Here is an 18799-nt window from a genome sequence, read left to right as displayed (position 1 = left end):
GTTAACCTCCGTTTATATCACCATAAACACCCCCCCCCTCCCCCCGCACTCTGTGTGCGGGCTGAGCGGGTCGTTTCTGCGTTGGATTGGTGCCGTTGCGCCACCGCTTGCCGGTACGCCGGTTGATACCGACGATCCGACACGCTTCCCGACTGCTCACACCTTGATCCATGAGCCGGAAGTATTCCTCCCGCTCACGAGCCAGCTTCTTGCATCCCTGCGGTGCTCGGATCTTGCGGATCTCAAAGGCCATCGCGTTCCCGAAGGTCGGGTGTTGCGATGACCGCTAGAACTCAAGATCTTCCGGAGGGGGTGTTTTCGTATCGGGTACGCCAACGGCCTCAACCGTGCCCTTCGTGCATGCCCCTCGACGGCAACCGTTGAGGGCAGCACGGATGCACATCCCGGCCTGTGCGGCTCAGCCTTTCGGACGAGTCAGAACCATGCAGCGGCCTCGCCCAAGGGCTGTCCCGTAGCGGCCTTTAACCCGCGAGAGTGCAGACCGCTCGGCCATCTGGCCGATGCGCAGCGTGTCCGGTTCGGAGGTCTTTCGGTACAGGCCAACCTCGCCCCCAAAAGCCGGGGCGACGCTACAGACTGAAACAGGAGCATCTGCATGGCATCACAAGCAACGGCCCGTAAGCCCCGCCCCGGCCTGCGGCGGCTGACGGCGGTTGTGCTGACCCTGGGTACGGTCGGCGCGGTCGCCGCCGCGCCACCCAGGATGGGACACACGCCGCACAAGGCCAATCACGGCTTCCGGGAGCGCGACCTCGTCTCCGACATCCCGGGCAGGGCGGAGAAGACCGACCCGAACTTGGTCAACCCCTGGGGCATGGTCCCCAAGACCACTGGCGAGATCCTCGTATCGGACAACGGCTCCGACAAGGCCACGGCCTACTCAGGCGCCCTGGACAACCAGCCGGTCAACATCACCCCGCTGGTCGTGCCGTTCGTCGAGGGCGCCGCTCCGACCGGGGTCGTGCGCAACGACACCGACAACTTCCGCTTCAAAGATGACGGAAAGTCCGGCCCCGCCCGGTTCCTCTTCGCGGGAGAGGGCGGCGCCCTGTTCGCGTTCAACCCTGACGTGAGTTCGCGCGCCGTCCAGGTCGCGTTCGAGCCCAACGCCGTTTTCAAGGGCCTGGCGCTGGTGCCGGGCGAGAAGAAGGACAAGGATCACAACAAGAGGGATAAAAGAGGCAAGAAAGGCGGCAAGTGTGACGAGCCGCGCATCCTCGTCGCAAACTTCCATGACGCCCGCGTCGACAGCTTCGACACGAATTTCGACCTGCTGCCGCCTGACCACCGGTTCCAGGACCCGCACCTCCCCCGCCGCTTTGCGCCGTTCGGCATCAAGAAGATCGGCGAGAAGATCTTCGTGACGTACGCGAAGCAGGACGCCAATAAGGAGGACGACGTCCCCGGGGCGGGCAACGGCTTCATCGACGTGTTCAGCACCGAGGGCAGGCTGCTCAAGCGCTTCGCGAGCCGGAGGCCGCTCAATTCGCCCTGGGGTCTCGAAACAGCGCCCAAGGGATTCGGGAAGTTCTCCGGTGACCTGCTCGTCGGCAACTTCGGAGACGGTCGCATCCACGCCTTTGACTTGAAGACCGGCCGGTTCGAGGGCACGGTAAGGGACCGCAAGGGTGAGCCGATCGTGATCCCCGGCCTGTGGGGGTTGCAGCGCGGCACCGACCAGTCCGCCGGCGAGGAGAGCGTCTGGTTCGCCGCGGGAATCGAAGACGAGGAGCACGGGCTGCTCGGAACCCTGCGCGCCGAGAAGTGACCTGTCACCGCAGCTCGAGTGCTCGCCCGGCGGCTACACCCGCCGGGCGAGCAGCTACCCCGGCCACGGCCTCTCGCCCTCGCCGGTCGTGAAGGCCTCCATCAGGTCGAAGTCCGGGTTGTCGGACAACGGCTCGGTGCCCCACTGGCCGGTGCGCCTGGCGAGCGTAGGCAGGGAAAGCGATGGGGCCGTGCTCGTCATGGCTACCTACCAGCTGTTCTGCGGAGCACCACACAACGATGCGGGCACGACGGAGCACTTCACGTCGGCTTGGGCCGACGCGATCGCCGCGGTGGCGGCCATCGGCTGGGCCGGCTTGTCCTCTGACGGTGCCCGCCGGGGTACCGCCCGCCCGCCGGCGGTCGCCTCGGACCGACCGGGCGGTGGAACCTCGTCGGCGGCCTCCGGCGGCCTCGGACGGGCAAAGCGTCCGGCGACTGCGAAGGACACCGAGGCCCATTGCCGCGCCTACGAACAGGTCAAGGACCGTGGCAAGGCGCTCAAGGCGACGGTCTGGCAGAGGCTCGCCGCCGCCGCAGGCGGGAAGGATAAGGTCGCCGCGTACTGCACCGATCAGCTGGCGAGGGCGGCAGCCGCGCCGAGCAAGCCGGGCAAATCCAGTGCGGGCGCCACGGATCCCGGCAAGGGCACGGCGGGGAACGTCGGCGCCTCCGGCAACGACCATGGTGGCGTGGGCAACGCGGCCGGCAAGAACGGCGACAAGGGCAGCGGGAAGCACAAGTAGTGGTAGATGCACCGGCCACACTCGCCAGTACCGCGCCGGGCCCCGTCAACGATCAGCAGCCGAGCAGGAGTTCGTACGAAAGGCCGGAGCCGACATAGTCGCCGACTCCGACCCCGTGGCGGAGGACGAGGAGTGCCGCAACAAGGCGACGGTGGTCATCCGCGCAGCGCACACGATCAACGGGCTTACCTCACAGAGAAGTTCAGCCGGTGAACGCGGCGGTGCCGTTCGGGACGCCGAGCCCGGACGGGCCGTCGTACCCGGTGGTGCCGGTGCAGAGGTAGGAGCCGCCGCAGCTGCCGTTGGAGCCGCTGGTGACGTCGTACAGCGCCGAGGTGTGCGCGTACGGGAAGGACGCCGGATAGGAGCCGGCGGACGGGGCTCCGCCCAGTGCGTAGGTCGCCGCGATCAGCGGGGATGAGGCGCTGGTGCCGCCGAAGACCATCCAGCCGGTGGCCGAGCGATAGGTGTCGTAGACCGCGACGCCGGTGTTCGGGTCGGCGACCGCCGAGACGTCCGCCACGGTGCGGTTGGCGCAGCCGGTGTCCTTCTGCCAGCTGGGCTTGGCGTCGTACGTGGAGCAGCCGGAGCCCGCTCCGCTCCACACCGTGTCGGTCCAGCCGCGGGAGTTCGTGGCGGCCTTCAGGGACGTACCGCCCACGGCCGTCACGTACTTGGAGGCAGCGGGGTACTCGACGCCGTAGCCGTTGTCGCCGGAGGAGACGGTGATGGCGACGCCCGGGTGGTTGAAGTAGTTGGAGTCGTAGGTCGAGTCGCTGGAGGACTCGGAGCCGCCGTAGCTGTTGGAGACGAACTTCGCGCCCAGCGTGACTGCGGTGTTCACGGCCGTGCCGAGGTTGGTCATGGTCGGAGTCTTGGCTTCCACCAGCAGGATCTTGCAGTTGGGGCAGGCCGCGCTGACCATGTCGAGGTCGAGGGAGATCTCCTCGGCCCAGCCGGAGTCGCCGCGCGGGTAGCTGGTGCCGCCGTTCTGGTCCACCTTCTTGAAGCAGCCGTTGGCAGTGGTGCAGGCGGACAGGCCGTACTGGGAGCGGTAGACGGCGAGGTCGGACTCGGCGTTCGGGTCGTCGTAGGCGTCGACGATCGCCACCGTCTGGCCCGAACCGCCTGTCGCGGAGGGCAGGTTGTACGCCGCCTGGAGCGAGGCGGGGCCGTAGCCGGAGGGAGCGGCGGCCGCGGTCAGGTCGTTTTCGGCGAGTGCCGACTTCGGGTTGCCTGAGGTGACCTGCAGGGCGTTGCAGGCCATATCGCCGTTCTTCGTCGGGGCGGCGCAGGCGTGGGCGACGGTGACGCCATGGGACGGGGAGGCGGTGGCCTGGGCCGCCTGGCCGACGGGGACGGCCAAGGCGAGGGCGGCCGTGGCGAGCGTGGCCACGGCGGTGAGGGATACGGTTCTGCGCAACGTACGTCCTCCACATGGTGGGTGAACCGGGAAGGGCTGTGGGGGGTGCGCGGTACGACCTCGACGCGGGGTGTGCGCCGTGATCGCGCAGACCGTATGGATGTCGGGGCCACGTCAACAAGATGCAAGTTGAGGCAAGGACGTTCCTTTGCCTTTCCTGAGATGTTCATGTGTTGTTCTTGGGTGAGTCGTGACTGAAGGTCGGCTCGACCATGGCTTGACCGACCCAGGAGACGGTTCACCCGGGGTTCAGTCGATGGTCCCCAGTCCGAACCAGACCATTGGGTCCCCGCCCGCGTCCGCGCAGGCACTGGCAGGAGACGCCTGGCGCTCGGGATGAGAAGCCTTCAGTAATGGCATTGCCGCGAGTCGCCGCGCCGACCCCTACGCGCCTACTTCAGCCAGCCGCTACGGAGCGCCGCCCTCGATGAGGATCAGCGGGCCGATGGCGATCAGGACAATGGGGAGCAGGATGTGACCCCACCGGCTGAGCGCCATGGCGACCAGCGGGCGGGCGGCGAAGAACCGGCCGCCGAAACGGTTGCAGTACAACAGCGAAGTACAGCAACCATCGAATCCGAACATGGCCGCCAACGACCCTCTACGGCTGTCCGACCAGCGTCCTGGACCGTAATGGCCGTCCAGCCGATAGTTTCGGGACGAAGATGCCCCATGCCCGTTGCGTGCCGTCCCGGAGGGGCATAGCAGGGACTCACGGGGAACAGCGGCGCAAACGTCGCTCCGGACCAGGTCACGGAGTCGCCAGGTCAGCGGTCCCCCGCATGCGGCGTCTTCCAAACTAGTGCTCCAAGCCCCAGGCAGCGGCGCTTGACCGGGTCATTGAAACTCCGCCGACCTCGGCCGCGATTCTGCTTCATGTATCACCGGCCATGACACGCCAAGGCCGGGTCACAGCAGAGGCCTGCCCCCAGTCCGGGTGCCGTACCGTCAGCGGGAGGGGCGCAGCCCGTCCACCGTGACCTGGACGAGCCTGCGCACTGCGGCCTCGGATGTCAGCCCGGCCGCCGCAGCCAGGGCGTGCATGCAGTAGGCGGCAAGCTCGTCAGGAGCCACGTCGTCCCGCACCTCACCGGCGGCCACCCCTTCGGCGAGCAGGTCACTGACGAACGTGCGCAAATGCTTCTCGGCGTGCGCGACGTGGTCGCCTCGATGCAGTACGGCACCGATCTCTGCGTCGTGGCCGTGGCGCCGCCGCTGGATGAAAGCGTAGGCGTCCAGGACCGCCGTGAGACGCTCTCCTGCGCTGCCGGGGCGGTCACCCAAGGCGGCGAGTTCATGCAGATGATCGGCGATCTGCCGCTCGTGCCACGCCGTCATGATCGATTCGACGTCCGGGAAGTACTTGTACAGCGTCGCCCGGCCGATACCAGTTCCTTCGGCGATGCGGGACATCGTCACCCCGCGCAGGCCGTGCTCGGCCACCAGGGCCGCAGTGACTTTGAGCACCGCCTCCCGTACCGCGCGGCGGTGCTCCTCGATCGTCTCGTTCCACAGCTTCGGCACACCACGCAGTGTACGAGCCGACGACATCAATACACCATGGATTGACAGAGACACTGTGTATCGATAACTCTGGCGGCACACCCTACGGCCTCGGACCCGTGCGTGGTCCGGCCGACCCCTATGCAGGGAGGACGCCATGTCCGTCTCACCGCACCATCCCGGTGCAGCCGCCCCACACCAGCTCGACGATCTGTATGCCGGCCCGCCACCATGGGACATCGGCCGTCCTCAGCCCGCCTTCCAAGCACTGGCCGACGCGGGCGGCGTCTACGGCCGGGTGCTAGATGTCGGCTGCGGCACCGGAGAGCACGCGCTGATGGCCGCCCGACTCGGCCTGGACGCCACCGGCATCGACCTCGCTCCCAGGGCCCTGGAATTCGCGGCGAAGAAGGCCGAAGAACGCGGCCTGACCGCGCGATTCCTGCGCCACGACGCCCGGCTTCTGGCCGGCCTCGGCGAGACCTTCGACGTGATCCTGGCCTCCCTGGTCTTCCACGGCTTCCGTGGTCAAGACCGTGAGGCATTCGTCGAGAGCCTGTGCGCCGCGGTGAAGCCCGGCGGGCGCTGCTTCCTGCTCTGCTTCCGCGACGAGCCGCTGCCCGCATCCGGGAGCGCGCTCCGGGTGGCGCCACAGGAGATCCGCACAGCGTTCGCCGACGGGTGGCGGGTCGACACCATCGACGCCGCCACCGTTGACAGCACCCTGCCCGTCCACCCCGAGGGCATCCGCGGCTGGCGCGCTGCCCTCACCAGGATCTGAACCTCCCGCAGGCCTTCGCCCCCTGGAAACCCGTCGATACCCGCGCCGAAGGTACCCGCCCCGCGGGGCGCCGAAAAGAAGGATGCTTCATGCCGCTTGCTGAAGCCTGCGTCGCGACCGACCGCGCCGGCCGGTACCTCGCCCAACTCTGCGGCCATCTCGGTCGTATGGGTGGGAGGCTCCATCAACAGCCCACCCGACAGGCCGGCGGTCAACCTAACAATGGCGGGCACAGGCCGCCGCGGGTGGAGCACGTCGACTACTCCGACACCTACGGAACCATCCGCTTCACAGGTGGTCTGTGCACCCTGCATGCCGCCTCCGACGCCTTGACGCTGCGCGTCGACGCCAACGACGAGGACACCCTGCGGCGGCTCCAGAACGGCATCACCGATCGCCTCGAGAAGATCGGCCGTCGCGACGGGTTGACGGTGACCTGGCGTCGGCCGGAAGGACCTGAAGACCCACCCGGCGAGGCCGCAGGTCCCATCCCCCCTTCGAAAGCAGGCCCCAACAGGGCCCGAGGACACGGCAAGGCGATAGCCATGACAGTGGGGGGCGCACTGGTCGTCGCCGGACACATGGGATTCTTCGGTGCCGCGCTGGCCGCGTCGGCATGGACCGAGTGGGGCGTCAATGCCGTCCTTGCGCTTGTCCTTCTCAAGGTCGTCTTCATGGGTGGCCACGTCCTCCTGGCGCGCTTCGCCATCCGTCGCGGCAAGACGGTCAGGCTCCCCTGGACGAGGCGACACCCTCCCACCACACCACCGACGGCAACCCAACCGGGGGCCGACACGGTGACGATCAAGGAGTGACAGGGCGCCACGATCAACCGTGCCCGCCCCGTGCCCGAAGAGGCGGGGAACCACGGGGAGCGGCGGATAACCACAGGGGTCAGAAAAGAGACCAGCCCCTGACCAAACTTGCTGGTCAGGGACCGATTCCCACTAGCGTGGCGGCGCCAGGATTCAAACCTGGGAAGGCTGAGCCGGCAGATTTCAAGACTGTTGATCCTGCTCGCCGCTCGGTGGTGCGGCAACACCTCATCAACACGTACGACAAACGGGATTTATCCAGTCGGCAGTTCGCTCACCTGCACAGTCGAGAGGGCGATCGGCAGTTGATCTGGTCACTGATCACAGGAAATCTCAATCAACCATTCCGGCGTATAGCACTTAGCGAACGACCACTTCCGGTCCGAGTAGCGGTCGTCCGTACTGTCGGTGTACACCTCAAGCCTGCCTTGCGCCGTCAAACGGTAGTACTCGCGAATCGGATCACCCTCCTTAGTAGGATAAGTCACCTTCAATTCTGCGCTCTTGCCGCTCTTGAGGGCTCCTCGGAGGCAGGCGATTTCCCGCACCGCCTTCTGCTTTATTTCTTCGCCCTGGACCAAGCTCACGTCGCCACAGCTTGAAAACTCAGTTCTAGACGCCCAACCTTCCTTGACTGGATCGCCCGACATGCCACAACCGGCAGCCAGCAAGGGCGTAGCCGCTACCGCGATGAGCCACGGGCGGACCGAAACAGCCGCCACACAGCGACGACGAGCGTTGCTCTGACCTGTCACGCCGTACCCTCTTCCTGGCCGTTGGACGCGGCTCTGGATAGATCGGTTCCCACCACGCTTCCTACAGCCGTCAGTGATCGCATGCGCGTACTGTTCAGCCGCCAAGGCCTGCACCTGGCGGTGTGACGATCTCGTGACGTCACCGCCTCCGCGTGCCACGCCGGCGGCAGACTCCTCGGACTTCACCGCCGATCTGGCTGTCCACGGCGACGAGAAGCACGGGGTGCGCAGACTGCGCGTGACGGGCGCGACGGTGCCCAACACCATCGCGGCCGTCCTGATGGAGCTGCGCGAACGCACCGGCGAGGTGCCGCACGCCTACTTCAACTGGACCGAGGGCGGTCCGATCAGCCACCTGCTGGGCTTCCTGGTGTTCGGGGACGGCGAGGTCGCCCCGGTCACCCGCGAGGTGCTACGCCGCGCCGAACCCGATCCGAGGCGCCGTCCCCGGGTCCACGTCGGCTAGGAGCGCGGGTCAGTAAGCAGTACTCATGGGGTTCGTGATCGTTCGTGCGGGACGCTCTCGGTGTGCGTGGTGGGGATGGAGTGTTCGAGTTCGAGCCGGTCGAGACGACACAGTGGTGCGGCGGGGATGGACGAGCGGTTCTAGATGCTTGACAGCACCAGGGTTGGCTGGTGGCCGCTTTGGCGGTGCGGCGTAGGCTGCTGCGCTAAGGGCACCTACACACGGCAGAACCGGAGCGTGTTGCAGCATCTCGGCCCGGACCAGGTGGTCATCACTCCACGGCCGTGCGAATGCGCCGTGGCGATCAGCCGGCGCGTGGTTCACTGCTGAGGTGGCTGACGACCTAGAAATCATTTCGTTCGAATCCGCCGAGGCCTTCGAGTCCTGGCTGAGTGAACACCACTCCTCCTCTCCCGGGATCTGGCTGAAGCTCAGGAAGAAGGTCCGCGGCGTCGTGGCTCTGGACTACGCGCAGGCCCTCGATGTGGCACTTTGCTACGGCTGGATCGACGGACAGAAGGGCAAGTTCGACGACTGGAACTGGCTGCAGCGGTTCACGCCACGCAAGCCGAACAGCAAGTGGTCGAAGGTAAACCGCGATAAGGTCGCGGCCCTACTCGAACAAGGGCGCATGCAGCCGCCCGGGCTGGCCGAGGTCGAGCTCGCCAAGGCGGATGGCCGTTGGGACGCCGCGTACGACGGGGCGAAGAGCGCCTCGGTGCCGGACGATCTGGCCGAGGCCCTCGCGGCGAACCCGGCCGCGGCGGAGTTCTTCGCGACGCTGGACGGCCAGAACCGCTACGCGATCCTGTACCGCGTCCGGGACGTCAAGAAGCCCGAGACCCGGGTGCGACGGATTGAGAAGTATGTAGCGATGCTGGCCGAGCAGAAGAAGCTCTACCCCTGAGGCCACCGCCCTGGGCCGCTTCGGCAGTCACGGAGCACCGGCCCCGGACCGCTCGACTCGCGCAGGTCCGCTGCCGTTCTTCTCATAAGCTGATCCACACCCATGTTCCGGACGGGAAGCGCGAGATGACAGGCGACGTAAGAGCCATCGCTCAGCGGGTGTATGAGGCGTTCAACGCCCGTGACCTCACGGCGGCAGAGACGATCTTCTCCACCGACTTCGTGAGTCACCCTCTGGGCACCGTTGGCCTCGACAGCGTTTTGAAGGCGTGGAGCGGGCTCCACACCACGCTTCCCGACTTCCAGATCATCGTCGAGAACATGCTCGTGGACGTAGACAAAGCCGCAGTCCGCACGACCCTGCACGGCATCCCGGCGGGTGTTGAGGAACAGGCTCCTCCCTCGATGTTGGAGATCTTCCGGGTACAGGACGGCCGCATCGCCGAGCTGTGGGGCATATCTTCACTCAACTGCCGGCTACTGCTCCGAGGCCAATCTGGAAGCCGCCAAAAGAGCGCCAACTTGCCTGCGGCACCGACACATTCATGGCTATCGGCCGACTCGCCCACGAACAGGTCCCGTCCGCACCCGCGGACGCATCTCCAAGGACGCGACATTGAAGGAGCGCATGGCCCGCAAGCTGCGGACCAAGCCCGGACGGTCCGCCTAAAGCCGCCGAAGAGCCATCGTCGAACCCGTCTTCGGCCAGATCATGACCTGCCAGAACGGCCGCCAGCTACTCCTGCGCGGCAAGGACGGAGCCCGAGGCGAATGGCGCCTTCCCGCCGGTCAGTCGGTGGTCCGAGGAGCTCGGCGAGCGGTTGGGCGAGCCGAGTCATGACCCGGTGGGCGGCGGCGTGGGAGACACCGAAGCCGAGTTGCTGCATGGTGAGGTTGGTCCGGTAGGCCAGAACAACGAGGAGGGTCCGGTCGGCGAACGGCAGTGACCAGGGCCTACCGCGGCCCGTATCGGGTGCGAGCTCCCACAGCTGCTCGATGAGGTGCTGCATGTGCGGCCCGGTCAGTGGTGTCCAGGCATGAAGGTCGGCGACGTGCAGCGGGCAAGACAGGGGTGCGTGAAGGCCATCGTGTAGGCCGAAGTCCCCTCGTGGCACGGGGTGTTGTCAGTGGGGTCTTGTAGCCTGGCGTTGGTTGCCGTGCTGGTCAAACTGCGGACAGGTGACGGCGTCCGGCATGAGGCGAAGAAGGAGGTGGAGCATCGGTGACCACACAACTGCGTGACACCGCGGCCTCCTTCGATGCTGCTCCTGCTCGTCGATACCGGGGAAAGAACAAGGGGAAGCGCTGGACGCGAGGCGCGGACTTCGAGCTTGCGGTGATCCGTCTGCCGCTCGATGTCCACGATCCCGGCATCCGGCACCGGACCGAGGGTCTGTTCTCGGCGATGTGGTCCGTCAAACGCGCACTGCAGCGTGACGCGCGGGACGCCGTCGACGCGTACTGGGCTGGCGATGTCCGCCGCGAGAGGGACGCGAGAGTCTGGCGGCTTCAGCTGGGTCTGTCCCGGGAAGGGATGGAACGCCGCGCCTACCGGCACATGGAAAACTCCAGGCACCTCGCCCATCACGTCACCAAAGCACTGGTGATGCACCAGGCCGACGAGGTCTTCGAGACTTCCGTGAGCCGGCATCTGTTCCCGGACTCTGCCGGCCGCAGGTACGGCCGGCCCCGCGCGGGCCGGTGGTGGGACTACACCTCCATCGCAGGCCGCGCCCGCTCCCACACCACCTCGCGGAAGTGGGAGACCTTCCGGCTGCACGGCACCCTGGCCGGGCACCTGGACACCTACCGCAACCGCAACCTCGACCGTATGGTCACCACCCCGGAGCAGGCTGCCGCGCTTCCTGCAGGGACCGGGGTGCTCGAGCAGCCTCGGCACCTGCCTGCTCCTATGCGCCCTACGGGACGTATTCAGACGGGCGAGGTGACGGCGAAGGATACGACGAAGACGCGGGCCGCGACGTGGTGGGACCACACCGGGCCTTTGGCCGTCGTGTTCACCGGCGGCGCCGGTTCACGTCGTGGTGACCTGGTCCTGCCCGTCCGCCTGCCCTCGGGTTCGGGCCGCTGGCCGCGCCTGGTGCACTTCCTGACCAATCCCGACACCTGGCACAAGATCGACCTCGTGCGCCGCCGCGACACCTCAGCGCCGGGCGGGTGGGCGTACGAAGCCCACCTGATGGTCCTGACCGGCGGCTACGCGTCCCCCGCCACGAAGGCCCGCCGCACGGCGGCGACCGCACTCGAGCGGGTCGGTGGCATCGACGGCAACGTCTCCAACCTCTCCATCGTCTCCTTCCCCAACACCTTCGACCCCGCCGACGGCGACGTCGAAACAACCCGCATCGAGCCCAGCGACGCGGAGCTTGCCGCGCTGGCGAAAGCCCGCCACAAGGACCGCGGCCGCAGACGCGCCCTCGACCGCTCCCGCCGAGCGTCCAACCCCGGCCAGTACCAGCCGTCGAAACGCCAACAAGCCCGGGCCGAACGGCGCCAGGCCGCGGGCCTGCCCGCACGGACCATCGAAACGCCCGGCGGGGCAAGGGCAGCGAACAAGGCTGGGGTGCCCAAGCAGCCCTACCGGCGCGACAGCCTGTCAGCCGGCTACCGGCTCAACCGGGCTCGCCTTGCCGAAGCCGCCGCCACGCAGGCTGCGGCAAAAGACCACGGCGCCCGCCGCATCGCCGAAGACATCACCGCCGACCACGGCGCGAACCTGATCGTCGAGGACTGCGACATCCGCGCCTGGTACCGCAGGTGGGGCAAAGCGCTGCAGGCCACCACACCCGGACGGCTCATCACCGCTATGGGCCGGGAATGCGAGAAGACCGGCGGGCGGATGCTCCGGGCCTCCACCTTCACCACCAAACTCTCCCAGGCCTGCTTCTGCGGCGAGCGCGTTCCCAAAACCCTCGCCGACCGAATCCACCACTGCCCCGCCTGCGGGCTGACCGGCGACCGAGACAAGGTCTCCGCCGCCCTCTGCGCCCACGTCCACCTCACCGACCCCGACGACCCAAGCACCGCACGCCTGGACACAGTCCAGGCGCGCCACACACAGATCGTGTTCCATCAAGGGCTGCAAGAAGCCCTGTCGAGTCAACCGCAGCGCGGTGACCGCCTCAGCCGGGGCCGCACCCACGCGGCAGCCCACAAGCCGGATGCTTCCCGCCGCGGGCCTCTGCTCGACAAAACACCACCACCCGGTACCGGACTTACCCCGAATGAGACCCGACCCGCCAACGAGCGGCACAAGGCCCACGTCGGAACAGCCGGCTGCACGGAGCTGGCACGCCACCCAGCCATGCCAGCCCCGCACAGACATCGGGCGGACATCACAGCATTACGTGATGGCTCTTAGGAGGAGGTGTCGTGAACGATCACCTAACCGGGCGTCAGGAACGCATCGGTTGATGAACGCCGCGGGCCAGGGCGGGTGTTTCGCCGCTCTGGCCCGGTAGTCCATGTTCAGGAAGGGCGTTCATCCCACGTCGCCCTGGTCCCGGAGTTGTGCGGCTCGGGCACGAGCGTCGTCGGCCTGTTCGGCGGCCTCGGGTCGGTCGTCCTCGGCGGCGATGCGCTCCAGCAGGGCGGCCTTCCGGTCGTAGAGCGCGGCCCACTCGGCGGGGGCGGCCTCGTGCGCGGTCAGGTGCTGGATGGCGGCCAATACCAGGTTCGTCTCCTCCAGTGTGGTCAGCGGCGGCAGATGTCCAGTGACCGGATGGTCCTCGGTGCGGACGAAGGGAACATGCTCGCGGGCCCAGGTTAGCGCCGGGCCAGGCGTCAGCCAGCCGCCATGCCCGCGTCGACCGGCAGGGCGTGCCCGGTGACGTGCTTCGACACGTCGGAGGCCAGATACAGGAACGTCTGGGCGACGTCCTCGGGATTGATCAGCACACCGGTCGGGTGCAGCGCGGCCGCCTCCGGTTCGGTGAACATGCCCGCGTTGATCGCCTGGTCGAGCAGCGCGGTGCGCACGACACCCGGGCACACGGCGTTGATGCGGATGCCCTGCTTGACGTACTCGATGGCCGCTGTGCGCGTCAGCGCGACCACGCCACCCTTGGCCGCCGAGTAGTCAGCGATGCCCAGCGGCAGGCCGACCATCCCGGCGATGGAAGCCATGTTGACAATCGTGCCCCCGCCCTGGGCCAGCATCTGGGTGATCTCGGCCTTCATGGACAGCCAGACGCCCTTGAGGTTCACCGATACCAACTTGTCCCACGTCTCTTCGGTGAGCTCGTGCAGCGGCGCGCCGCCCTGTTCCTCGATGCCCGCGTTGTTGATCGCGATGTCCAGCCTGCCGTAGGCGGCAACGGTCGCCTGGACCGCCGCGTCGAGGTCGGCCGCCGAGGTGACGTCGGCCCGAACGAACTGCGCTTCCCCGCCATCCTTGGTGATCGTGGCGGCCGTTGCCTTCCCGCCGTCCTCGTTGATGTCGGCGATCACGACCTTGGCGCCCTGCGCGGCGAACAACTGCGCGATCGCTGCGCCGATGCCCTGCGCCGCACCGGTGATGAGCGCGCTCTTGCCCACCAGCAATGAATCCACCATGTGCCTTTCGACTCCTTATCAGGGGTGAGGGGTACCTCGCATACCCCTCCGGAAATTCCGGTCAGCGAACCGGACGCGCCACCGACCGGGGGCGCGCGTATCCACGAAGGTAACCCCGCCACTGTCAGTCCTGCGCCACCAAGTCGGTGCCGACGCAACGGAGTTGGGACTCGCACGCAAGTCACCGGCCTCCAGGGGAGAGCATGACGAACACGGATCTCTCGGTCACGCCGAGCACCACACCCCGTCAGCTCGACGCCGCCACGGAGGCTCGGCTCGCCGACATCGACCCGCGACGCGACCCCGCACGTCGAGGGCAACCGGCCGCAGCACAGCCGCGACTCCTACGCCGCCGACTGGAAGGCGTGGAGAAGTTCTCGGGACATGACACGGATACGCCAGAAACCCGCTACGGGATGATCTTGGACGCCTGACGGGATCCGGCGGTTGACTGGTGGGCTCGCATGTTGAGGTGTCGCGTATGCGTGGATGGCATCAGACGGCCGTGACTGTGTGTCGGTGTTCTGCGGCATGATGCTTGCCATGAACACCGAGATACTCGTCGACGCCTGGAAGCGCCTTCTCACCGACCCCCGCAAGTCGTGGGTGCTGTTCGAACATGGCACCTGTGTAGTGCTGACGAGCCCCGATGGTGACCTTGCTGAGCAGGCCACGAAGATCCTCGGTGAGTTCGGTCCTGTTCATGCAGGCTCTCCGGCGGGTGACTTCGGAGTGATCAACGTCAAGGGTGCCGATGGATGGGTGGTCACCGGTCACCACCAGGACGTCCTCACGTATGTCGGGCCCGATGAACCCAGTGGTCAAGAGGACTTCGCTGTCGGACTGTGCGGACGTTCCAAGCGCCATCAGGACGGCACCGAATTGCGTGTCGTCCATGTCGAGGACAAGCACGGCTTGTCGGATCCTGCGTAAGCACGCGACTGCGGCCTAGTGATCGCCCGGGGCGTACCGGCTGGAGGTTCCGCCGGCTTCGGCGACGAGGCGGGTGGTGGTCCTGTCGTGGTAGCCGGGTGCCCGGGCGACGACGGAAGCGGGGGCTTGGAGCACGAGTTACCGGAGCGCTGCGACCCAGCCCCGCTGGGTGGGCACTCCGGCGGCCCGGAGCTGGTCGAGCAGACGGCCCTGGCGCATCGGCTGCCCAGGTTGCCGGCCGGGGAAGAGCCAGACCGTGCTGCGGCTGCTGGCCCGGTCGAGGCCGGGCTGTTCCGCCAGGTAGCCCCGCACGAGGTCAGCGACGGGACCGGGCAGGGGCGATGGGGGGTGCCGAGCCGGACAGTGATCGCGTCACCATCGTCGATGACGTCCTCGGTGGTCAACCGGACAATGCGGCTGACGGTGTGCGGCTGACCGCCGAGGTCGGCGGGGACCAGCCCGGACAGCTCAAAGTGCAGGTGTCCGGGCGGTTCGGTCACGGACGGCTGCAAAACCCAGGAGGGGTGTTACAGCCCACCGGCGAAGCCGGCCTCTCAATAGGCGCAGGAGCCGGAGGCGACTTCCGATCTGCTCTGTCTTTCACGAGGGCGCGCCGTGGCCCCATTACGGTTCCGCCCCCTGTTCGATACGCACTATCTGCGATACAGGAGGGCACCGCACACCTCCCGCGATCAAGGAACCTGCTGCTCAGAGCCCATTTGCAAGCCCAACTTTGATTGCGCTCCGGATCCGCGAGACTTTCCGGGCCGACGACCGCGCCGAGGTCACACGCCCGTTCCGGGGCGGGATCGACGACCATCGCACGGTCTACGGGGCTTGCACCGGGCCGGACGGGTCCCAGCCGGGGATCAGCTCGTCTCGGTGGATGTCCTCGCCGTGGACCTGCTCGCCGCAGGTCTCGCAGACCGTGTGGGTGACGAGTTCATGGTCCCGGTGACGGATCCGGCTAGGCGGCGCGGTGACGACCCAGCGGTCGCCCCAGCCGATGAGCTCGCGGGTGATGGCCCCCAGATCGCGCCCCGCCTCCGTCAGGTAGTAGCCGCTGTGGCGTGCGTCGTCCGGCAGCGGGCGCCGTTCGAGGACGCCGCTCTCGACCAGCCCCTTCAGGCGCGCGGCCAGGCGATCCGTGGGGGCGCCGGTGTTCCTGGCGATCTGCCGGAACCGGTGGTTGCCGAGCATGACCTCGCGGATCGCCGGCAGGGCCCATCTGTCGCCGACGATCTGCAGAGCGGCGGCGAGCGAGCAGGGGCGCCCGGCCATGTCCCGGGGATCGATGCGCTTGGTCACGGCCCCAGTATCACCCGGGGCGGGGTTTGATTTCCAAATCACCCTGTGCTTGGCTGGCGCCATGCCCACGATGCTTGGATTTTCAAAGCACCCTGGTCTGGCGACGTCGGCATTCGGTGTGCACCTCAGCCGTGGCGGCGGCTCGGGCCAGCCAGCGGCCGCAGCGTCGAAGAAGCCCGAGGCGGATGCGCAGGCTCTGACCAAACGCGTCCCGACCGACCGCTTTCCCTACCTACTCACCGGTAATCGTGCCGGGCGGCCCTGTCGTCGCCCCGGCGGCCAAGGAGACCCGCACCATGCGTGACGCAGTCATCGTCGAAGCCGTACGCACGCCCATAGGCAAGGGCAAGCCGAACGGCGCCCTCGCGCACGTCCATCCCGTGGAGCTCCTCGCCCACACCCTGCGCACCCTCGTCGAGCGCTCCGGCGTCGATCCCGCCCTCATCGACGACGTCATCGGCGGCACCGTCAGCCAGGTCGGCGAGCAGGCCAGGAACACCACCCGGCACGCCGTGCTGTCGGCGGGCTTCCCCGAGACGGTCCCGGCGACCACGGTTGACCGCCAGTGCGGCTCATCCCAGCAGGCGGTGCACTTCGCCGCGCAAGGTGTCATCTCGGGCGCGTACGACCTGGTCGTCGCCTGTGGCGTCGAGTCGATGAGCCGAGTGCCGATGGGGTCCAACGTGCCCGTCGGCAAGGACCCCTTCGGCCCCGGAGTCGCCGAGCGCTACCCCGAGGGCCTTGTCCGGCAGGGCATCAGCGCCGAACTCATCGCCGCCAAGTGGTCCATCACGCGCGAGCGGATGGACGCCTTCGCCGTCTCCTCGCACCACAAGGCGGCCGCCGCCTGGGACGCCGGCCTGTTCGATGCCGAGACCGTGCCCCTGGAGGGCGTCACCCGCGACGAGTGCGTGCGACCCGGCAGCACCCCGGAGATCCTGGCCGGCCTCAAGCCCGCCTACTTCGACCCCGGCCTCGGCGAGCGCTTCCCGCAGATCGAGTGGAACGTCACCGCGGGCAACGCCAGCCCCATCAACGACGGCGCCTCGGCCGTCCTGATCACCTCCAGCGAGACCGCGGCCCGCCTCGGACTGCGCCCCCTCGCCCGCCTGCACAGCTTCGCCGTCACCGGCTCCGACCCGCTACTGATGCTCACCGGCGTCATCCCGGCGACCGAGAAGGTGCTACGTAGGGCGAACCTGCGGCTCGACGACATCGATCTGTTCGAGGTCAACGAGGCCTTCTCCAGCGTGGTCCTGGCCTGGGAGCAGGAGACCGGCGCCGACCTCGCCAAGGTCAACGTGCACGGCGGCGCGATCGCCATCGGCCACCCCCTCGGCGCGAGCGGCACCCGCCTGACGACCACCCTGGTCCACGCGATGCGCGACCGCGGCGCCCGCTACGCCCTGCAGACGATGTGCGAGGCGGGCGGACTCGCCAACGCGATGGTGCTGGAGGCAGTCTGACGGAGTGTCCGAGTGCGTGCACGTCCGGCGGACCGACGAGGTACCTGTCCAGGGATCGACGGGTGCCCGTGGGGGACGGCCAGGGTGCGCGTGCGGTGGCTTCACGCGGTTGGGCATCTGCCGGATCACAGCAGGTACGCGTTGGGTGAACCAGGCCGATGCGAAGGGCCTGATCATCTGGGACGTCTCTGCACAGCCGGAGCGGCCATCATCACCGCGGCCTCATGGTGGTTGAGGCATCGTTGAATAGTCGCTCACGTGCGACGCGAGCCGGGGGACCTACTGAATTCGGTAGCTGACCTGGGCGGATGCCGACACGAGAGAGCGGGACCCAGTCTCACTGGGTCCCGCTCTTTCTCATTGTCTCTCGGTGTTCGCGACGCACCTCCGACACACTCAGATGACGACTGCCCCGTCTCGCTGAGCATGGACCAGTCTCCCAATCTGACGGGGCGGCCTCCACTTTCACGTTCGGTGGCTGGTGACGAGGGTGCGGTCACCCTCTGGGGTGCCTGATGTCTCGTTCCATGCGGCTTGTCTCACGGCATTCGTGATGGTCGTGCCATGGGTGGTGTACGGGTCCTGGGGGGTGGGTGGTGGGACTCCGCCGGGGGTCTCGGATTTGGAACCACCGACTCGACGTGCTGGACGAGGACCAGTTCGGTGATCCCCACCGTCCCTCCGAGGCCCGGATCGAACTGGTCACCTATCCCGAAGCCGTTCGTTCTCACCAGCCTGTTCGCCTCACCGCACTGGCGAGACCACCCCCAGTTGCCGATGACATGATCGATGAGATGCCCGGACTGTCCCAGCCATCGGCAGCGAAGCCACCTCCAAGCAGGTCCGCGAAGTCTCACTCGAACCTGTCACACCGCAGGTCGGCAGCACGCCTACTGCAAGATCGAATGAGACTGGACAACGACCCGAACTGAGCAGGCAGGCCAGCCGCCCAGAGCCCTGACGGCCGACACGTCTCGCGAGCGTGGGAGCGGCGCAGGGGAGCCGGGAGCAGTCTGGGTAGTGGAGGTGGGTTGCCGTGGCGCACAACGAAGCCATCTCGCCCGTCGTGGACGCCGCAGTACTGAAAGCTCTGTTCCGTGACGCTGCCGTACTGGAAGCTCTGTTCCGTCAGTCCCTCACAGATCTACTGATCTTGGATACGGAGCTGCGGATCCTGCGGATCAACCTCACCCGCCCGCTTTTGCGAAGTGCCCTCCGAACAGGTCACGGGTCGACATCTCACCGACGTATACGACCTTTCCGCACCCGGTGACGTGGAGGCGATGCTGGGCGACGTGCTGAAGAGCGGCGCGCCGGCACAGGGGCGACTGGTG

The 18799-nt window shown here is 67.5% G+C and carries 19 protein-coding genes and 4 pseudogenes; 12 read left to right on the top strand and 11 right to left on the bottom strand.

What is annotated here, in order from left to right; all coding sequences use genetic code 11:
- Position 1: 1 nt before the first annotated feature.
- Entirely contained in the window at positions 2–253 is a 252-nt protein-coding gene (locus ABZ904_RS46460; protein ID WP_361830188.1) for a helix-turn-helix domain-containing protein, read from the bottom strand.
- A 363-nt stretch (positions 254–616) separates the two neighbouring features.
- Between ABZ904_RS46460 and ABZ904_RS46455 the strand changes: the two genes are divergently transcribed.
- Positions 617–1789 (top strand): TIGR03118 family protein, encoded by a 1173-nt coding sequence (locus ABZ904_RS46455; RefSeq protein ID WP_361830186.1) that lies wholly within the window; start codon positions 617–619, stop codon positions 1787–1789.
- 54 nt (positions 1790–1843) lie between these two features.
- On the opposite strand, the gene ABZ904_RS46450 is transcribed toward ABZ904_RS46455, so the two are convergent.
- Complete coding sequence (locus tag ABZ904_RS46450; RefSeq protein ID WP_359408803.1) at positions 1844–1990, bottom strand: hypothetical protein; 147 nt, start codon at positions 1988–1990, stop codon at positions 1844–1846.
- Between ABZ904_RS46450 and ABZ904_RS46445 the strand changes: the two genes are divergently transcribed.
- Positions 1989–2534 (top strand): hypothetical protein, encoded by a 546-nt coding sequence (locus ABZ904_RS46445; protein WP_361830184.1) that lies wholly within the window; start codon positions 1989–1991, stop codon positions 2532–2534. The two genes, ABZ904_RS46450 and ABZ904_RS46445, sit on opposite strands and share 2 nt — an antisense overlap.
- 202 nt (positions 2535–2736) lie before the next feature.
- Here the strand turns inward: ABZ904_RS46445 and ABZ904_RS46440 are convergent, their stop codons facing one another.
- From ABZ904_RS46440 to ABZ904_RS46430, 3 genes are all read right to left on the bottom strand, one after another.
- The gene (locus ABZ904_RS46440) at positions 2737–3957 is read right to left on the bottom strand and encodes a S53 family peptidase (protein WP_361830182.1); all 1221 of its coding nucleotides are present in this window, start codon (positions 3955–3957) and stop codon (positions 2737–2739) included.
- Positions 3958–4365: 408 nt separating this feature from the next.
- Positions 4366–4509, bottom strand: coding sequence for a hypothetical protein (locus ABZ904_RS46435; RefSeq protein ID WP_361002554.1), 144 nt, complete (start codon positions 4507–4509; stop codon positions 4366–4368).
- 396 nt (positions 4510–4905) lie between these two features.
- The gene (locus ABZ904_RS46430) at positions 4906–5481 is read right to left on the bottom strand and encodes a TetR/AcrR family transcriptional regulator (RefSeq protein WP_359408795.1); all 576 of its coding nucleotides are present in this window, start codon (positions 5479–5481) and stop codon (positions 4906–4908) included.
- A gap of 136 nt (positions 5482–5617) precedes the next feature.
- Between ABZ904_RS46430 and ABZ904_RS46425 the strand changes: the two genes are divergently transcribed.
- Together ABZ904_RS46425 and ABZ904_RS46420 are read left to right on the top strand one after the other, a co-directional pair.
- Positions 5618–6241: a class I SAM-dependent methyltransferase gene (locus ABZ904_RS46425; RefSeq protein WP_361002548.1), complete on the top strand. Its 624-nt coding sequence runs from the start codon at positions 5618–5620 to the stop codon at positions 6239–6241.
- Positions 6242–6486: 245 nt separating this feature from the next.
- Positions 6487–7056 (top strand): DUF2218 domain-containing protein, encoded by a 570-nt coding sequence (locus ABZ904_RS46420; protein ID WP_361002546.1) that lies wholly within the window; start codon positions 6487–6489, stop codon positions 7054–7056.
- 314 nt (positions 7057–7370) lie between these two features.
- Here the strand turns inward: ABZ904_RS46420 and ABZ904_RS46415 are convergent, their stop codons facing one another.
- On the bottom strand, positions 7371–7811 hold the full coding sequence (locus ABZ904_RS46415) for a hypothetical protein (RefSeq protein ID WP_359410676.1): 441 nt from the start codon (positions 7809–7811) through the stop codon (positions 7371–7373).
- Between the two features lie 169 nt (positions 7812–7980).
- On the opposite strand from ABZ904_RS46415, the pseudogene ABZ904_RS46410 reads away from it, so the two are divergent.
- The 4 genes and pseudogenes from ABZ904_RS46410 to ABZ904_RS46395 form a co-directional block, all read left to right on the top strand.
- A pseudogene (locus tag ABZ904_RS46410) lies at positions 7981–8277 on the top strand (amino acid transporter); the annotation flags it as partial.
- A gap of 331 nt (positions 8278–8608) precedes the next feature.
- Positions 8609–9184: a YdeI/OmpD-associated family protein gene (locus ABZ904_RS46405; protein ID WP_361830178.1), complete on the top strand. Its 576-nt coding sequence runs from the start codon at positions 8609–8611 to the stop codon at positions 9182–9184.
- Between the two features lie 125 nt (positions 9185–9309).
- Positions 9310–9630, top strand: a pseudogene (locus ABZ904_RS46400) (nuclear transport factor 2 family protein); the annotation flags it as partial.
- A gap of 25 nt (positions 9631–9655) precedes the next feature.
- Positions 9656–9964, top strand: a pseudogene (locus tag ABZ904_RS46395) (transposase); the annotation flags it as partial.
- Positions 9965–9998: 34 nt separating this feature from the next.
- On the opposite strand, the pseudogene ABZ904_RS46390 reads toward ABZ904_RS46395, so the two are convergent.
- A pseudogene (locus ABZ904_RS46390) lies at positions 9999–10145 on the bottom strand (transposase family protein); the annotation flags it as partial.
- A gap of 260 nt (positions 10146–10405) precedes the next feature.
- Here ABZ904_RS46390 and ABZ904_RS46385 point away from each other — a divergent pair.
- Positions 10406–12565, top strand: a complete 2160-nt coding sequence (locus ABZ904_RS46385; RefSeq protein WP_361830176.1) for a transposase — start codon at positions 10406–10408, stop codon at positions 12563–12565.
- Positions 12566–12685: 120 nt separating this feature from the next.
- Here the strand turns inward: ABZ904_RS46385 and ABZ904_RS46380 are convergent, their stop codons facing one another.
- Both ABZ904_RS46380 and ABZ904_RS46375 read right to left on the bottom strand, forming a co-directional pair.
- Entirely contained in the window at positions 12686–12871 is a 186-nt protein-coding gene (locus tag ABZ904_RS46380; protein ID WP_361002531.1) for a hypothetical protein, read from the bottom strand.
- Between the two features lie 116 nt (positions 12872–12987).
- Entirely contained in the window at positions 12988–13758 is a 771-nt protein-coding gene (locus ABZ904_RS46375) for a glucose 1-dehydrogenase (RefSeq protein WP_359410672.1), read from the bottom strand.
- Positions 13759–13961: 203 nt separating this feature from the next.
- Here ABZ904_RS46375 and ABZ904_RS46370 point away from each other — a divergent pair, with 203 nt between their 5' ends.
- Both ABZ904_RS46370 and ABZ904_RS46365 read left to right on the top strand, forming a co-directional pair.
- The gene (locus tag ABZ904_RS46370; RefSeq protein WP_359410671.1) at positions 13962–14192 is read left to right on the top strand and encodes a hypothetical protein; all 231 of its coding nucleotides are present in this window, start codon (positions 13962–13964) and stop codon (positions 14190–14192) included.
- A 97-nt stretch (positions 14193–14289) separates the two neighbouring features.
- Entirely contained in the window at positions 14290–14691 is a 402-nt protein-coding gene (locus tag ABZ904_RS46365; RefSeq protein WP_361830190.1) for a hypothetical protein, read from the top strand.
- A gap of 138 nt (positions 14692–14829) precedes the next feature.
- Here the strand turns inward: ABZ904_RS46365 and ABZ904_RS46360 are convergent, their stop codons facing one another.
- Together ABZ904_RS46360 and ABZ904_RS46355 are read right to left on the bottom strand one after the other, a co-directional pair.
- Entirely contained in the window at positions 14830–15003 is a 174-nt protein-coding gene (locus tag ABZ904_RS46360) for a hypothetical protein (RefSeq protein ID WP_361002525.1), read from the bottom strand.
- Positions 15004–15519: 516 nt separating this feature from the next.
- Positions 15520–15999, bottom strand: coding sequence for a helix-turn-helix domain-containing protein (locus ABZ904_RS46355; RefSeq protein WP_361002522.1), 480 nt, complete (start codon positions 15997–15999; stop codon positions 15520–15522).
- A 296-nt stretch (positions 16000–16295) separates the two neighbouring features.
- Between ABZ904_RS46355 and ABZ904_RS46350 the strand changes: the two genes are divergently transcribed.
- Positions 16296–17465 carry a thiolase family protein gene (locus ABZ904_RS46350; protein ID WP_361002519.1) on the top strand — a complete coding sequence of 390 codons (1170 nt, stop codon included), beginning with the start codon at positions 16296–16298 and terminating at the stop codon, positions 17463–17465.
- Positions 17466–18799 lie beyond the last annotated feature (1334 nt).

This window comes from Streptomyces sp. NPDC046900 (assembly GCF_040644975.1).
GTDB lineage: Bacteria > Actinomycetota > Actinomycetes > Streptomycetales > Streptomycetaceae > Streptomyces.
This window is presented reverse-complemented; position numbering and strand designations above follow the sequence as displayed.

Bases quoted from the DNA above. Each gene is read 5' to 3' on its own strand.
- ABZ904_RS46460 (WP_361830188.1), bottom strand. From the start codon at position 253: ATGGCCTTTGAGATCCGCAAGATCCGAGCACCGCAGGGATGCAAGAAG.
- ABZ904_RS46375 (WP_359410672.1), bottom strand. From the start codon at position 13,758: ATGGTGGATTCATTGCTGGTGGGCAAGAGCGCGCTCATCACCGGTGCG.
- ABZ904_RS46350 (WP_361002519.1), top strand. From the start codon at position 16,296: ATGCGTGACGCAGTCATCGTCGAAGCCGTACGCACGCCCATAGGCAAG.
- ABZ904_RS46455 (WP_361830186.1), top strand. From the start codon at position 617: ATGGCATCACAAGCAACGGCCCGTAAGCCCCGCCCCGGCCTGCGGCGG.
- ABZ904_RS46370 (WP_359410671.1), top strand. From the start codon at position 13,962: ATGACGAACACGGATCTCTCGGTCACGCCGAGCACCACACCCCGTCAG.
- ABZ904_RS46445 (WP_361830184.1), top strand. From the start codon at position 1,989: ATGGCTACCTACCAGCTGTTCTGCGGAGCACCACACAACGATGCGGGC.
- ABZ904_RS46365 (WP_361830190.1), top strand. From the start codon at position 14,290: ATGATGCTTGCCATGAACACCGAGATACTCGTCGACGCCTGGAAGCGC.
- ABZ904_RS46425 (WP_361002548.1), top strand. From the start codon at position 5,618: ATGTCCGTCTCACCGCACCATCCCGGTGCAGCCGCCCCACACCAGCTC.
- ABZ904_RS46450 (WP_359408803.1), bottom strand. From the start codon at position 1,990: ATGACGAGCACGGCCCCATCGCTTTCCCTGCCTACGCTCGCCAGGCGC.